The 13472-nt window shown below is 43.4% G+C and carries 10 protein-coding genes; 9 read left to right on the top strand and 1 reads right to left on the bottom strand.

The window, feature by feature from the left end:
* The first annotated feature begins 37 nt into the window (after positions 1-37).
* From atpG to NBG71_RS18015, 9 genes are all read left to right on the top strand, one after another.
* On the top strand, positions 38-901 hold the full coding sequence (gene atpG / locus NBG71_RS18055; RefSeq protein WP_006534342.1) for a F0F1 ATP synthase subunit gamma: 864 nt from the start codon (positions 38-40) through the stop codon (positions 899-901).
* Between the two features lie 34 nt (positions 902-935).
* Positions 936-2318 carry a F0F1 ATP synthase subunit beta gene (gene atpD, locus NBG71_RS18050; RefSeq protein WP_023583323.1) on the top strand — a complete coding sequence of 461 codons (1383 nt, stop codon included), beginning with the start codon at positions 936-938 and terminating at the stop codon, positions 2316-2318.
* A gap of 21 nt (positions 2319-2339) precedes the next feature.
* The gene (locus tag NBG71_RS18045) at positions 2340-2756 is read left to right on the top strand and encodes a F0F1 ATP synthase subunit epsilon (RefSeq protein WP_006534340.1); all 417 of its coding nucleotides are present in this window, start codon (positions 2340-2342) and stop codon (positions 2754-2756) included.
* Positions 2757-2908: 152 nt separating this feature from the next.
* Positions 2909-4282 carry a bifunctional UDP-N-acetylglucosamine diphosphorylase/glucosamine-1-phosphate N-acetyltransferase GlmU gene (gene glmU / locus NBG71_RS18040; RefSeq protein WP_075673965.1) on the top strand — a complete coding sequence of 458 codons (1374 nt, stop codon included), beginning with the start codon at positions 2909-2911 and terminating at the stop codon, positions 4280-4282.
* Positions 4283-4441: 159 nt separating this feature from the next.
* Positions 4442-6268 (top strand): glutamine--fructose-6-phosphate transaminase (isomerizing), encoded by a 1827-nt coding sequence (glmS, locus tag NBG71_RS18035; protein WP_099659559.1) that lies wholly within the window; start codon positions 4442-4444, stop codon positions 6266-6268.
* A 158-nt stretch (positions 6269-6426) separates the two neighbouring features.
* Positions 6427-7248 (top strand): TnsA endonuclease N-terminal domain-containing protein, encoded by an 822-nt coding sequence (locus NBG71_RS18030; RefSeq protein WP_001029679.1) that lies wholly within the window; start codon positions 6427-6429, stop codon positions 7246-7248.
* Entirely contained in the window at positions 7235-9343 is a 2109-nt protein-coding gene (locus tag NBG71_RS18025) for a TnsB C-terminal domain-containing protein (protein WP_000267723.1), read from the top strand. Before NBG71_RS18030 ends, NBG71_RS18025 begins: the two co-directional genes overlap by 14 nt.
* Positions 9340-11007, top strand: a complete 1668-nt coding sequence (locus NBG71_RS18020; RefSeq protein WP_001276994.1) for an AAA family ATPase — start codon at positions 9340-9342, stop codon at positions 11005-11007. Before NBG71_RS18025 ends, NBG71_RS18020 begins: the two co-directional genes overlap by 4 nt.
* A 2-nt stretch (positions 11008-11009) precedes the next feature.
* Positions 11010-11657 carry a TniQ family protein gene (locus tag NBG71_RS18015; RefSeq protein WP_425288178.1) on the top strand — a complete coding sequence of 216 codons (648 nt, stop codon included), beginning with the start codon at positions 11010-11012 and terminating at the stop codon, positions 11655-11657.
* Between the two features lie 152 nt (positions 11658-11809).
* Here NBG71_RS18015 and NBG71_RS18010 read toward each other — a convergent pair whose 3' ends face one another.
* A complete protein-coding gene (locus tag NBG71_RS18010; RefSeq protein WP_223672924.1) occupies positions 11810-13432 on the bottom strand; it encodes a methyl-accepting chemotaxis protein in 1623 nt (540 codons plus the stop codon).
* Between the last annotated feature and the right edge of the window lie 40 nt (positions 13433-13472).

Below are 13472 nucleotides of genomic sequence, written 5' to 3'. Positions count from 1 at the left end.
AAACATTAGGCCGTCTGGTTCATGAGGAGAAGCAGAAATGGCCGGCGCAAAAGAGATACGTTCGAAGATCGCCAGTGTGCAAAACACACAGAAGATCACTAAAGCGATGGAGATGGTCGCCGCGTCGAAAATGCGTAAAACGCAGGAACGCATGGCAGCCAGCCGTCCTTATGCAGAAACCATGCGCAGTGTGATTGGTCACCTTGCGTTAGGGAATCTGGAATACAAACATCCATACCTCGAAGAGCGTGAAGTTAAACGTGTCGGGTACCTGGTTGTTTCGACCGACCGTGGTTTGTGTGGTGGTTTGAACATTAACTTGTTCAAAAAACTGCTGGCAGACATGAAAGAGTGGTCTGAAAAAGGTGTGCAGGTAGATTTAGCACTAATCGGTTCTAAAGCCGCTTCATTCTTTGGCTCAGTTGGCGGGAATGTTGTTGGTCAAGTAACTGGTATGGGTGATGATCCAAAACTGTCAGACCTTATCGGTCCAGTCAATATCATGTTGCAGGCTTATGACGAAGGTCGTTTAGATAAACTGTATGTGGTGGCAAATAAGTTCATCAATACCATGGCTCAAGAGCCTAAAATTCTTCAGGTTTTACCATTACCACCAGGTGATGATGAAGAGCTGAAAGAAAAATCTTGGGATTATCTGTACGAACCTGATCCTAAGGCGTTACTGGATACTTTACTGCGTCGTTATATCGAATCGCAGGTTTACCAGAGCGTCGTAGAGAACTTAGCGAGTGAGCAGGCCGCCCGAATGGTCGCGATGAAAGCCGCTACAGATAACGGTGGTAACCTGATTAAAGAACTGCAATTGGTGTACAACAAAGCACGCCAAGCAAGCATTACTCAGGAACTTACAGAAATTGTGTCTGGTGCAGCCGCGGTATAACAGCTAGGTTTACGAATTACGTAGAGGATTCAAGATGGCTACTGGAAAGATTGTCCAGGTAATCGGCGCCGTAGTGGACGCCGAGTTCCCTCAGGATAGCGTCCCTAAAGTATACGACGCTCTTGAGGTTATGAATGGTAAAGAAAAACTGGTGCTGGAAGTTCAGCAACAGTTAGGCGGTGGTATCGTTCGTTGTATCGCAATGGGTACATCAGACGGTTTAAGCCGTGGCTTAAAAGTTGAAAACTTGGGCCACCCAATTGAAGTACCAGTAGGTAAAGCAACACTGGGACGTATCATGAACGTTCTGGGTACACCTATCGATATGAAAGGTGATATTGCAACTGAAGAGCGTTGGTCTATCCACCGTGAAGCACCTACCTACGAAGAGTTATCAAACTCACAAGAACTGCTTGAAACCGGTATCAAAGTAATGGACTTAATCTGTCCGTTCGCTAAAGGTGGTAAAGTAGGTCTGTTCGGTGGTGCGGGTGTTGGTAAAACAGTTAACATGATGGAATTGATCCGTAACATTGCGATCGAGCACTCAGGTTACTCTGTATTTGCTGGTGTTGGTGAGCGTACTCGTGAGGGTAACGACTTCTATCATGAAATGACAGATTCTAACGTTCTTGACAAAGTATCGTTAGTTTATGGTCAGATGAATGAGCCACCAGGAAACCGTCTGCGTGTAGCACTGACTGGTCTGACTATGGCTGAAAAATTCCGTGATGAAGGCCGTGACGTACTGTTATTCGTCGATAACATCTATCGTTACACCTTAGCAGGTACTGAAGTATCAGCACTGTTAGGTCGTATGCCATCAGCGGTAGGTTACCAGCCAACATTGGCTGAAGAGATGGGTGTTCTGCAAGAACGTATCACTTCAACCAAAACGGGTTCAATCACCTCTGTACAGGCTGTATACGTACCTGCGGATGACTTAACTGACCCATCACCAGCAACAACGTTTGCTCACTTAGATGCGACCGTTGTACTGAGCCGTCAAATTGCTTCATTAGGTATCTACCCTGCGGTTGACCCACTGGATTCAACCAGTCGTCAGTTAGACCCACTGGTAGTTGGCCAAGAGCACTATGATGTTGCTCGTGGTGTTCAGTCTATCCTGCAACGTTATCAGGAACTGAAAGACATCATCGCTATCTTAGGTATGGATGAACTGTCAGAAGAAGATAAACTGGTTGTTGCGCGTGCGCGTAAGATCCAGCGCTTCCTATCTCAGCCATTCTTCGTTGCTGAAGTATTTACCGGTTCACCAGGTAAGTTCGTTTCCCTGAAAGACACTATCCGTGGCTTTAAAGGTATTCTGAACGGTGATTATGACCACCTGCCAGAGCAGGCGTTCTACATGGTTGGTACTATCGAAGAAGCAGTAGAAAAAGCTAAGAAGCTTTAATACGGCTGACGGGAGGTTGATATGGCCGATACATCGTTCCACCTGAAAGTTGTCAGCGCTGAAAAGCAGTTATATGACGGCGAAGTCAAACGAATTCAGGTAACTGGTAGCGAAGGTGAGCTCGGTATTTATCCGCAGCATACCCCGTTATTAACTGCCATAAAACCGGGCATGGTACGTGTCGTAAAAACATCGGGCGAAGAAGAGGTTATCTACCTTTCAGGTGGTATTCTCGAAGTTCAGCCGACTGGCGTCATTGTACTGGCAGATACAGCTATCCGTGGTCGTGATTTGGATGAAGCGAAAGCGTTGGAATCTAAGCGTAAAGCTGAAGAACACATTCAATCCTCTCATGGTGATGTTGATTATGCTCAAGCATCAGCAGAATTAGCCAAAGCGATTGCAAAACTACGTGTAATCGAATTGACTCGACGTTGATGTAAATAGGCAGTCTATGAATAAAAAAGCCAGTTGGTTCTTAGCTAACTGGCTTTTTTGCGTCATGAAATATTTTGTGTGACGAAATATGTAGTATTATTTGGCATAAACAGGTTTACTTGCCATTCTTTACGGGAGTTATCGGGTTAATTATGTCTAATTCAGCTAAAAGCGTTGTTATTCTTGCTGCGGGAAAAGGCACCCGCATGTATTCACAGTTACCTAAAGTTCTTCATAAACTTGCGGGTAAATCCATGGTTCAACATGTGATTGATACTGCCAAGTCATTAGGTGCTCAACAAACACACCTTGTCTATGGGCATGGTGGTGAACTAATGAAAGAAAAATTAGGTTCACAACCTGTTAATTGGGTACTACAAGCAGAGCAACTAGGAACAGGTCACGCAATGCAACAAGCTGCGCCTTTCTTTGCTGATGATGAAGATATCCTGATGCTCTATGGTGATGTTCCACTTATCACCAAAGAAACGTTAGAGCGTTTAATTGAAGTAAAACCAGAAGGCGGAATTGGCTTATTAACGGTTATTTTAGATAACCCAACGGGTTATGGCCGTATTGTTCGTGAAAATGGCGAAGTAACTGGCATTATCGAGCAAAAAGATGCTTCTGAAGAACAACTCAAAATTACTGAAATCAACACGGGTATTTTAGTTGCGAACGGTGGTGATTTAAAACGTTGGTTAGGTAAACTCAATAATAACAATGCACAAAAAGAGTATTACATTACTGACATTATCGCATTAGCGTATAAAGAAGGTCGTAAAATTGAAACGGCTCATCCTCGTCGTCATAGTGAAATGGAAGGCGTGAATAACCGTTTACAACTGGCTGCATTAGAACGTATTTACCAAACAGAACAAGCAGAACGTTTATTATTAGAAGGCGTTATGTTGCTTGATCCTGCGCGCTTTGATTTACGTGGCACATTAACTCACGGTAAAGATGTCGTGATTGATACTAACGTTATTATTGAAGGTGATGTGACTTTAGGGAATAACGTTGAAATTGGTACAGGTTGTGTCCTGAAAAACTGTGTGATTGGTGATAATTCTATCATTAGCCCATATACGGTGATCGAGGATGCAAACTTAGCACAAGAGTGTACTGTTGGGCCTTTTGCACGTCTTCGCCCTGGTAGTAAATTAGCGGATAAAGCACACGTTGGTAATTTTGTTGAGATGAAAAAAGCAAGTTTAGGTGTTGGCTCTAAAGCTGGTCATCTGACTTACTTAGGCGATACTGAAGTAGGTGCTAACGTTAATATTGGTGCAGGTACTATCACTTGTAACTACGATGGTGCGAATAAATTCAAAACCATTATAGGTGATGATGTTTTTATTGGCTCAGATACTCAATTAGTTGCACCAGTGACCGTTGCCAATGGTGCAACTATTGGCGCCGGAACAACACTCACTAAAAACGTGAATGAAAATGAACTGGTGATCAGTCGAGTTAAGCAAACTCATATCAGTGGATGGAAACGTCCAGTGAAGAAAAAACAATAATTTTAAGAGGAGGGCGTATATTTAATTAGCGCCCTTTTCTTGTACGCTATTATTCTAAAAACAAAAAATATCCCCGCTTTCTACAATGGCTTGGGGAATAAACCAATCAGGTATAAGACATCCAAGTGCGAATAAACGCACAGTTTTAGGAATAACACAATGTGTGGAATAGTAGGTGCAGTTGCACAACGCGATATCGCTGAAATCTTAATTGAAGGCTTACGTCGTTTAGAATACCGCGGTTATGATTCTGCGGGTTTAGCGGTTGTGGATAATGATTGCAAAATGACACGTCTGCGTGAAGCTGGCAAAGTACAAATGTTGGCTGATGAAGCAGAAAAGACACAAGTGATTGGTGGGACAGGTATTGCTCATACACGTTGGGCAACACATGGTGAACCTTGTGAAGATAATGCGCATCCTCATGTATCAGGTACGATTGCGGTTGTACATAATGGCATTATCGAAAACTACCAAGAACTGAAAGCAGAATTAATTAAAAAAGGGTATCAGTTTGCCTCTCAAACTGACACTGAAGTAATTGCTCACCTTGTTAACTGGGAACAGCGTCAAGGTGGTACATTACGTGAAGTTGTACAACGCGTTATTCCTCAATTACGCGGTGCTTACGGTACCGTTATTATGGATAGCCGTACACCTGAGTTATTAGTGGCTGCTCGTTCTGGTAGTCCGCTGGTGGTAGGTCTTGGTGTAGGTGAAAACTTCCTTGCTTCTGACCAATTGGCTCTATTACCTGTTACCCGTCGCTTTATCTACCTTGAAGAAGGGGATATTGTTGAAATTACTCGTCGTCACGTTCATATTTTTGATGTGAATGGCAATGAAGTTAATCGTGATACGATTGAATCAAATGTTCAATACGATGCGGGTGATAAAGGTGTTTACCGTCACTACATGCAAAAAGAGATCTATGAACAACCTCTGGCGATCAAAAACACCCTTGAAGGTCGTTTAAAATCAGAAACTATCGATCTCAGTGAGTTAGGGCCTAAAGCTGAAGAGGTCTTATCTAAAGTTGAACATATTCAAATTGTAGCCTGCGGGACTTCTTATAACGCAGGTATGGTTTCTCGTTATTGGTTTGAATCTTTAGCAGGTATTCCTTGTGATGTTGAAATTGCATCAGAATATCGCTACCGCAAACCAGCAACTCGCCGTAATAGCTTACTGATCACATTATCTCAATCAGGTGAAACCGCAGATACGTTAGCTGCGTTACGTTTATCTAAAGAGTTGGGTTATTTATCTTCTTTAGCAATTTGTAACGTTGCGGGCTCTTCTTTAGTTCGTGAGTCTGAATTTGTTTTAATGACTAAAGCTGGTGCTGAAATTGGTGTTGCATCAACCAAAGCATTTACAACACAGCTAACCGTTCTATTAATGCTGGTGGCATATATGGGACGTATTAAAGGTGTCGTGACATTAGAACAGGAAGTTTCAACAGCATTACATGCATTGCCAAGCCGTATTGAAAGCATGTTATCGAAAGATAAAGTAATTGAGGCATTAGCTGAAGACTTCTCAGAAAAAAGCCATGCTTTATTCTTAGGTCGTGGTGATCAATACCCAATTGCAGTAGAAGGTGCATTAAAGCTAAAAGAGATCTCTTATATTCATGCAGAAGCGTATGCTGCTGGTGAATTAAAACATGGCCCATTAGCATTAATTGATGCAGATATGCCTGTTATCATCATCGCGCCAAACAATGAATTATTAGAGAAATTAAAATCTAATATCGAAGAAGTTCGAGCACGTGGTGGTTTACTGTATGTGTTTGCTGATCAAGATGCAGGTTTTGAAGAAAACGAAACGATGAAGTTAATTTCGTTACCTCATGTTGAAGAACTTATCGCACCTATTTTCTATACAGTACCATTACAGTTGTTGTCTTATCATGTTGCTTTAATTAAAGGCACAGACGTAGACCAACCTCGTAATCTTGCAAAATCGGTTACGGTTGAATAAAAATTAGTTTTTTATAAATAATTTTGTGGGCGGACAATAAAGTCTTAAACTGAACAAAATAGATCTAAACTATGACAATAAAGTCTTAAACTAGACAGAATAGTTGTAAACTGAAATCAGTCCAGTTATGCTGTGAAAAAGCATACTGGACTTTTGTTATGGCTAAAGCAAACTCTTCATTTTCTGAAGTGCAAATTGCCCGTCGTATTAAAGAGGGGCGTGGCCAAGGGCATGGTAAAGACTATATTCCATGGCTAACAGTACAAGAAGTTCCTTCTTCAGGTCGTTCCCACCGTATTTATTCTCATAAGACGGGACGAGTCCATCATTTGCTATCTGACTTAGAGCTTGCTGTTTTTCTCAGTCTTGAGTGGGAGAGCAGCGTGCTAGATATACGCGAGCAGTTCCCCTTATTACCTAGTGATACCAGGCAGATTGCAATAGATAGTGGTATTAAGCATCCTGTTATTCGTGGTGTAGATCAGGTTATGTCTACTGATTTTTTAGTGGACTGCAAAGATGGTCCTTTTGAGCAGTTTGCTATTCAAGTCAAACCTGCAGCAGCCTTACAAGACGAGCGTACCTTAGAAAAACTAGAACTAGAGCGTCGCTATTGGCAGCAAAAGCAAATTCCTTGGTTCATTTTTACTGATAAAGAAATAAATCCCGTAGTAAAAGAAAATATTGAATGGCTTTATTCAGTGAAAACAGAAGAAGTTTCTGCGGAGCTTTTAGCACAACTATCCCCATTGGCCCATATCCTGCAAGAAAAAGGAGATGAAAACATTATCAATGTCTGTAAGCAGGTTGATATTGCTTATGATTTGGAGTTAGGCAAAACATTGAGTGAGATACGAGCCTTAACCGCAAATGGTTTTATTAAGTTCAATATTTATAAGTCTTTCAGGGCAAATAAGTGTGCAGATCTCTGTATTAGCCAAGTAGTGAATATGGAGGAGTTGCGCTATGTGGCAAATTAATGAGGTTGTGCTATTTGATAATGATCCGTATCGCATTTTGGCTATAGAGGATGGCCAAGTTGTCTGGATGCAAATAAGCGCTGATAAAGGAGTTCCACAAGCTAGGGCTGAGTTGTTGCTAATGCAGTATTTAGATGAAGGCCGCTTAGTTAGAACTGATGACCCTTATGTACATCTTGATTTAGAAGAGCCGTCTGTAGATTCTGTCAGCTTCCAGAAGCGCGAGGAGGATTATCGAAAAATTCTTCCTATTATTAATAGTAAGGATCGTTTCGACCCTAAAGTCAGAAGCGAACTCGTTGAGCATGTGGTCCAAGAACATAAGGTTACTAAGGCTACAGTTTATAAGTTGTTACGCCGTTACTGGCAGCGTGGTCAAACGCCTAATGCATTAATTCCTGACTACAAAAACAGCGGTGCACCAGGGGAAAGACGTTCAGCGACAGGAACAGCAAAGATTGGCCGAGCCAGAGAATATGGTAAGGGTGAAGGAACCAAGGTAACGCCCGAGATTGAACGCCTTTTTAGGTTGACCATAGAAAAGCACCTGTTAAATCAAAAAGGTACAAAGACCACCGTTGCCTATAGACGATTTGTGGACTTGTTTGCTCAGTATTTTCCTCGCATTCCCCAAGAGGATTACCCAACACTACGTCAGTTTCGTTATTTTTATGATCGAGAATACCCTAAAGCTCAGCGCTTAAAGTCTAGAGTTAAAGCAGGGGTATATAAAAAAGACGTACGACCCTTAAGTAGTACAGCCACTTCTCAGGCGTTAGGCCCTGGGAGTCGTTATGAGATTGATGCCACGATTGCTGATATTTATTTAGTGGATCATCATGATCGCCAAAAAATCATAGGAAGACCAACGCTTTACATTGTGATTGATGTGTTTAGTCGGATGATCACGGGCTTTTATATCGGCTTTGAAAATCCGTCTTATGTGGTGGCGATGCAGGCTTTTGTAAATGCTTGCTCTGACAAAACGGCCATTTGTGCCCAGCATGATATTGAGATTAGTAGCTCAGACTGGCCGTGTGTAGGTTTGCCAGATGTGTTGCTAGCGGACCGTGGCGAATTAATGAGTCATCAGGTCGAAGCCTTAGTTTCTAGTTTTAATGTGCGAGTGGAAAGTGCTCCACCTAGACGTGGCGATGCTAAAGGCATAGTGGAAAGCACTTTTAGAACACTACAAGCCGAGTTTAAGTCCTTTGCACCTGGCATTGTAGAGGGCAGTCGGATCAAAAGCCATGGTGAAACAGACTATAGGTTAGATGCATCTCTGTCGGTATTTGAGTTCACACAAATTATTTTGCGTACGATCTTATTCAGAAATAACCATCTGGTGATGGATAAATACGATCGAGATGCTGATTTTCCTACAGATTTACCGTCTATTCCTGTCCAGCTATGGCAATGGGGTATGCAGCATCGTACAGGTAGTTTAAGGGCTGTGGAGCAAGAGCAGTTGCGAGTAGCGTTACTGCCTCGCCGAAAGGTCTCTATTTCTTCATTTGGCGTTAATTTGTGGGGTTTGTATTACTCGGGGTCAGAGATTCTGCGTGAGGGTTGGTTGCAGCGGAGCACTGATATAGCTAGACCTCAACATTTAGAAGCGGCTTATGACCCAGTGCTGGTTGATACGATTTATTTGTTTCCGCAAGTTGGCAGCCGTGTATTTTGGCGCTGTAATCTGACGGAACGTAGTCGGCAGTTTAAAGGTCTCTCATTTTGGGAGGTTTGGGATATACAAGCACAAGAAAAACACAATAAAGCCAATGCGAAGCAGGATGAGTTAACTAAACGCAGGGAGCTTGAGGCGTTTATTCAGCAAACCATTCAGAAAGCGAATAAGTTAACGCCCAGTACTACTGAGCCCAAATCAACACGCATTAAGCAGATTAAAACTAATAAAAAAGAAGCCGTGACCTCGGAGCGTAAAAAACGTGCGGAGCATTTGAAGCCAAGCTCTTCAGGTGATGAGGCTAAAGTTATTCCTTTCAACGCAGTGGAAGCGGATGATCAAGAAGATTACAGCCTACCCACATACGTGCCTGAATTATTTCAGGATCCACCAGAAAAGGATGAGTCATGAGTGCTACCCGGATTCAAGCAGTTTATCGTGATACGGGGGTAGAGGCTTATCGTGATAATCCTTTTATCGAGGCCTTACCACCATTACAAGAGTCAGTGAATAGTGCTGCATCACTGAAATCCTCTTTACAGCTTACTTCCTCTGACTTGCAAAAGTCCCGTGTTATCAGAGCTCATACCATTTGTCGTATTCCAGATGACTATTTTCAGCCATTAGGTACGCATTTGCTACTAAGTGAGCGTATTTCGGTCATGATTCGAGGTGGCTACGTAGGCAGAAATCCTAAAACAGGAGATTTACAAAAGCATTTACAAAATGGTTATGAGCGTGTTCAAACGGGAGAGTTGGAGACATTTCGCTTTGAGGAGGCACGATCTACGGCACAAAGCTTATTGTTAATTGGTTGTTCTGGTAGTGGGAAGACGACCTCTCTTCATCGTATTCTAGCCACGTATCCTCAGGTGATTTACCATCGTGAACTCAATGTAGAGCAGGTGGTGTATTTGAAAATAGACTGCTCGCATAATGGTTCGCTAAAAGAAATCTGCTTGAATTTTTTCAGAGCGTTGGATCGAGCCTTGGGCTCGAACTATGAGCGTCGTTATGGCTTAAAACGTCATGGTATAGAAACCATGTTGGCTTTGATGTCGCAAATAGCCAATGCACATGCTTTAGGGTTGTTGGTTATTGATGAAATTCAGCATTTAAGCCGCTCTCGTTCGGGTGGATCTCAAGAGATGCTGAACTTTTTTGTGACGATGGTGAATATTATTGGCGTACCAGTGATGTTGATTGGTACCCCTAAAGCACGAGAGATTTTTGAGGCTGATTTGCGGTCTGCACGTAGAGGGGCAGGGTTTGGAGCTATATTCTGGGATCCTATACAACAAACGCAACGTGGAAAGCCCAATCAAGAGTGGATCGCTTTTACGGATAATCTTTGGCAATTACAGCTTTTACAACGCAAAGATGCGCTGTTATCGGATGAGGTCCGTGATGTGTGGTATGAGCTAAGCCAAGGAGTGATGGACATTGTAGTAAAACTTTTTGTACTCGCTCAGCTCCGTGCGCTAGCTTTAGGCAATGAGCGTATTACCGCTGGTTTATTGCGGCAAGTGTATCAAGATGAGTTAAAGCCTGTGCACCCCATGCTAGAGGCATTACGCTCGGGTATCCCAGAACGCATTGCTCGTTATTCTGATCTAGTCGTTCCCGAGATTGATAAACGGTTAATCCAACTTCAGCTAGATATCGCAGCGATACAAGAACAAACACCAGAAGAAAAAGCCCTTCAAGAGTTAGATACCGAAGATCAGCGTCATTTATATCTGATGCTGAAAGAGGATTACGATTCAAGCCTGTTAATTCCCACTATTAAAAAAGCGTTTAGCCAGAATCCAACGATGACAAGACAAAAGTTACTGCCTCTTGTTTTGCAGTGGTTGATGGAAGGCGAAACGGTAGTGTCAGAACTAGAAAAGCCCTCCAAGAGTAAAAAGGTTTCGGCTATAAAGGTAGTCAAGCCCAGCGACTGGGATAGCTTGCCTGATACGGATTTACGTTATATCTATTCACAACGCCAACCTGAAAAAACCATGCATGAACGGTTAAAAGGGAAAGGGGTAATAGTGGATATGGCGAGCTTATTTAAACAAGCAGGTTAGCCATGAGAAACTTTCCTGTTCCGTACTCGAATGAGCTGATTTATAGCACTATTGCACGGGCAGGCGTTTATCAAGGGATTGTTAGTCCTAAGCAGCTGTTGGATGAGGTGTATGGCAACCGCAAGGTGGTCGCTACCTTAGGTCTGCCCTCGCATTTAGGTGTGATAGCAAGACATCTACATCAAACAGGACGTTACGCTGTTCAGCAGCTTATTTATGAGCATACCTTATTCCCTTTATATGCTCCGTTTGTAGGCAAGGAGCGCCGAGACGAAGCTATTCGGTTAATGGAGTACCAAGCGCAAGGTGCGGTGCATTTAATGCTAGGAGTCGCTGCTTCTAGAGTTAAGAGCGATAACCGCTTTAGATACTGCCCTGATTGCGTTGCTCTTCAGCTAAATAGGTATGGGGAAGCCTTTTGGCAACGAGATTGGTATTTGCCCGCTTTGCCATATTGTCCAAAACACGGTGCTTTAGTCTTCTTTGATAGAGCTGTAGATGATCACCGACATCAATTTTGGGCTTTGGGTCATACTGAGCTGCTTTCAGACTACCCCAAAGACTCCCTATCTCAATTAACAGCACTAGCTGCTTATATAGCCCCTCTGTTAGAGGGGGAACCGCAGAATTCGGAAAAAATCGTACGCTAAGCTAACGGTGTTCTCGTGACAGCTCTTTGACTAGGCTTTCTAAGGCCATTCTGATAGCCCTGACTTCCTGAAAAGCCATGGCTAAAATTTGTGCGGCTAAAAGGGATAACCGATGGTAAAGTAAGTTATCCCTGTCGAGATACTGAAAAGCGTTATCCTCGTTTTTCCCAAAACTGTTTTGCCAGTTCGCTCAGAGCGCTAGTTAACTGAGCGACAGATTTCGCACTTTGCAAATTATTCTGCCCGGTCTGTACATTGGTATCAGCAGCATCGCGTATATTGATAATACTGCGGTTTATGTCTTCACTTACTGCTCCCTGCTGCTCGACCGCAGTCGCTATTTGCGCGTTCATGTCGGTAATTTCGTTAACGCGTTGGCCAATTCCATCAAGAGCTGTAGCTGCTTCCTCTGCGTGAGCTACACTCGTGTGCGCTTGCCGACTACTTTGCTCCATGACTGTAACAGCGGATTGCGCTCGCTCTTGTAGAGCGCTGATCATGCTTTGAATATCCGTTGTCGATTGCTGTGTGCGAGCAGCAAGACTGCGAACCTCATCGGCGACAACAGCAAAACCACGCCCCTGCTCACCAGCACGCGCGGCCTCAATTGCTGCGTTGAGTGCCAACAAATTCGTTTGCTCGGCGATCCCTCGTATAACGTCAAGAACTTTTGATATCTCGTTACTTTGACCTTCAAGCTCATGAATAACCTGAGTGGCTTGCCTAATTTCACCTTCAAGGGCAGTGATTGACTGGCTTGTGTGGGCTACCAGACGCTGGCCAGATGCCGTCTCAGTGTCTGCTCTTCCGGCCGCATCTGCAGCATGCTGTGCATTGCTCGCAACCTCTTGAATGCTTGCCACCATTTGGTTTACTGCCGTTGCTATTTGATCTGTCTCTGCCTGCTGCTCAACTGTAAGTACATTGCTTGACTCAATATCCTTTAGTAGGCCTCGGGTGTGTTCGCTAAGCCGATTTGATGCATCACCTATGCGACCTACTATGGCGCCTGTTTCAGCTTGCATCATTCGTAAAGCAAACTCTATTTGGCCAAACTCATCGGTGCGCCCAGTGTAGAGGGATTGACTTAATGGGTTATTGGAAATATTCCTGGCTCTTTCAACCAGTCTTCCAAGAGGAGAGAGAATAGCCAAAACACTAACAGAGCTTAAGCTTCCTGACATTAAAGTGGCTAACAATAAGCTGCTTATTGATGTATCAGTAAGCATGCCGGCAGCCATTGCGCTTGATATAATACTACCCCATATGAGCAAGAGTATTTTCACGGAAAAGCTAGCAGCCAATTTCGGCCTCGCGGCCTTCCCGCTTCTCAATTGAGCATATAATTTTTCCGCAGCCAAAACCTGCTCAGGTTCAGGCTTGGTCCTTACAGACTGGTATTCAACAATCGAACCATTCTTAGCTATTGGCGTTACATAAGCACTTACCCAATAGTGGTCGCCATTTTTACAGCGATTTTTTACTAGCCCCATCCATGAGCGGCCAGATTTTAATGTACTCCACATATGCTCAAATGCAGCAGGCGGCATATCTGGGTGTCTTACGATGTTGTGAGGCTGGCCTAATAGTTCTTCCTCAGTGAAACCACTGATTTTAATGAAGTCAGGATTAACGTACGTGATATGGCTTTGAGGGGAGGTAGTCGAAAGAATATTGGCATCTTTTGGGGCACTGTTGCAAATAGTCGGTGGTGATAAACTTATCATCCCCTTTTGCTGATGGAGCTGCACATGAACCCATTCAAAGGCCGGCATTTTCAGCGTGACATCATTCTGTGGGCCGTACGCTGGTACT

It is taken from the genome of Proteus sp. FZP2095, assembly GCF_023701425.1.
GTDB classification, from domain to species: domain Bacteria; phylum Pseudomonadota; class Gammaproteobacteria; order Enterobacterales; family Enterobacteriaceae; genus Proteus; species Proteus cibarius.
The sequence above is the reverse complement of the archived record's forward strand: the minus strand, read 5'-3'. Positions and strand labels throughout refer to the sequence as shown.

Coding starts and splice junctions, on each gene's coding strand:
- glmU (WP_075673965.1), top strand. CDS start 2,909: ATGTCTAATTCAGCTAAAAGCGTTGTTATTCTTGCTGCGGGAAAAGGC.
- NBG71_RS18015 (WP_425288178.1), top strand. CDS start 11,010: ATGAGAAACTTTCCTGTTCCGTACTCGAATGAGCTGATTTATAGCACT.
- NBG71_RS18010 (WP_223672924.1), bottom strand. CDS start 13,432: ATGCCGGCCTTTGAATGGGTTCATGTGCAGCTCCATCAGCAAAAGGGG.
- glmS (WP_099659559.1), top strand. CDS start 4,442: ATGTGTGGAATAGTAGGTGCAGTTGCACAACGCGATATCGCTGAAATC.
- NBG71_RS18030 (WP_001029679.1), top strand. CDS start 6,427: ATGGCTAAAGCAAACTCTTCATTTTCTGAAGTGCAAATTGCCCGTCGT.
- atpG (WP_006534342.1), top strand. CDS start 38: ATGGCCGGCGCAAAAGAGATACGTTCGAAGATCGCCAGTGTGCAAAAC.
- atpD (WP_023583323.1), top strand. CDS start 936: ATGGCTACTGGAAAGATTGTCCAGGTAATCGGCGCCGTAGTGGACGCC.
- NBG71_RS18020 (WP_001276994.1), top strand. CDS start 9,340: ATGAGTGCTACCCGGATTCAAGCAGTTTATCGTGATACGGGGGTAGAG.
- NBG71_RS18045 (WP_006534340.1), top strand. CDS start 2,340: ATGGCCGATACATCGTTCCACCTGAAAGTTGTCAGCGCTGAAAAGCAG.
- NBG71_RS18025 (WP_000267723.1), top strand. CDS start 7,235: ATGTGGCAAATTAATGAGGTTGTGCTATTTGATAATGATCCGTATCGC.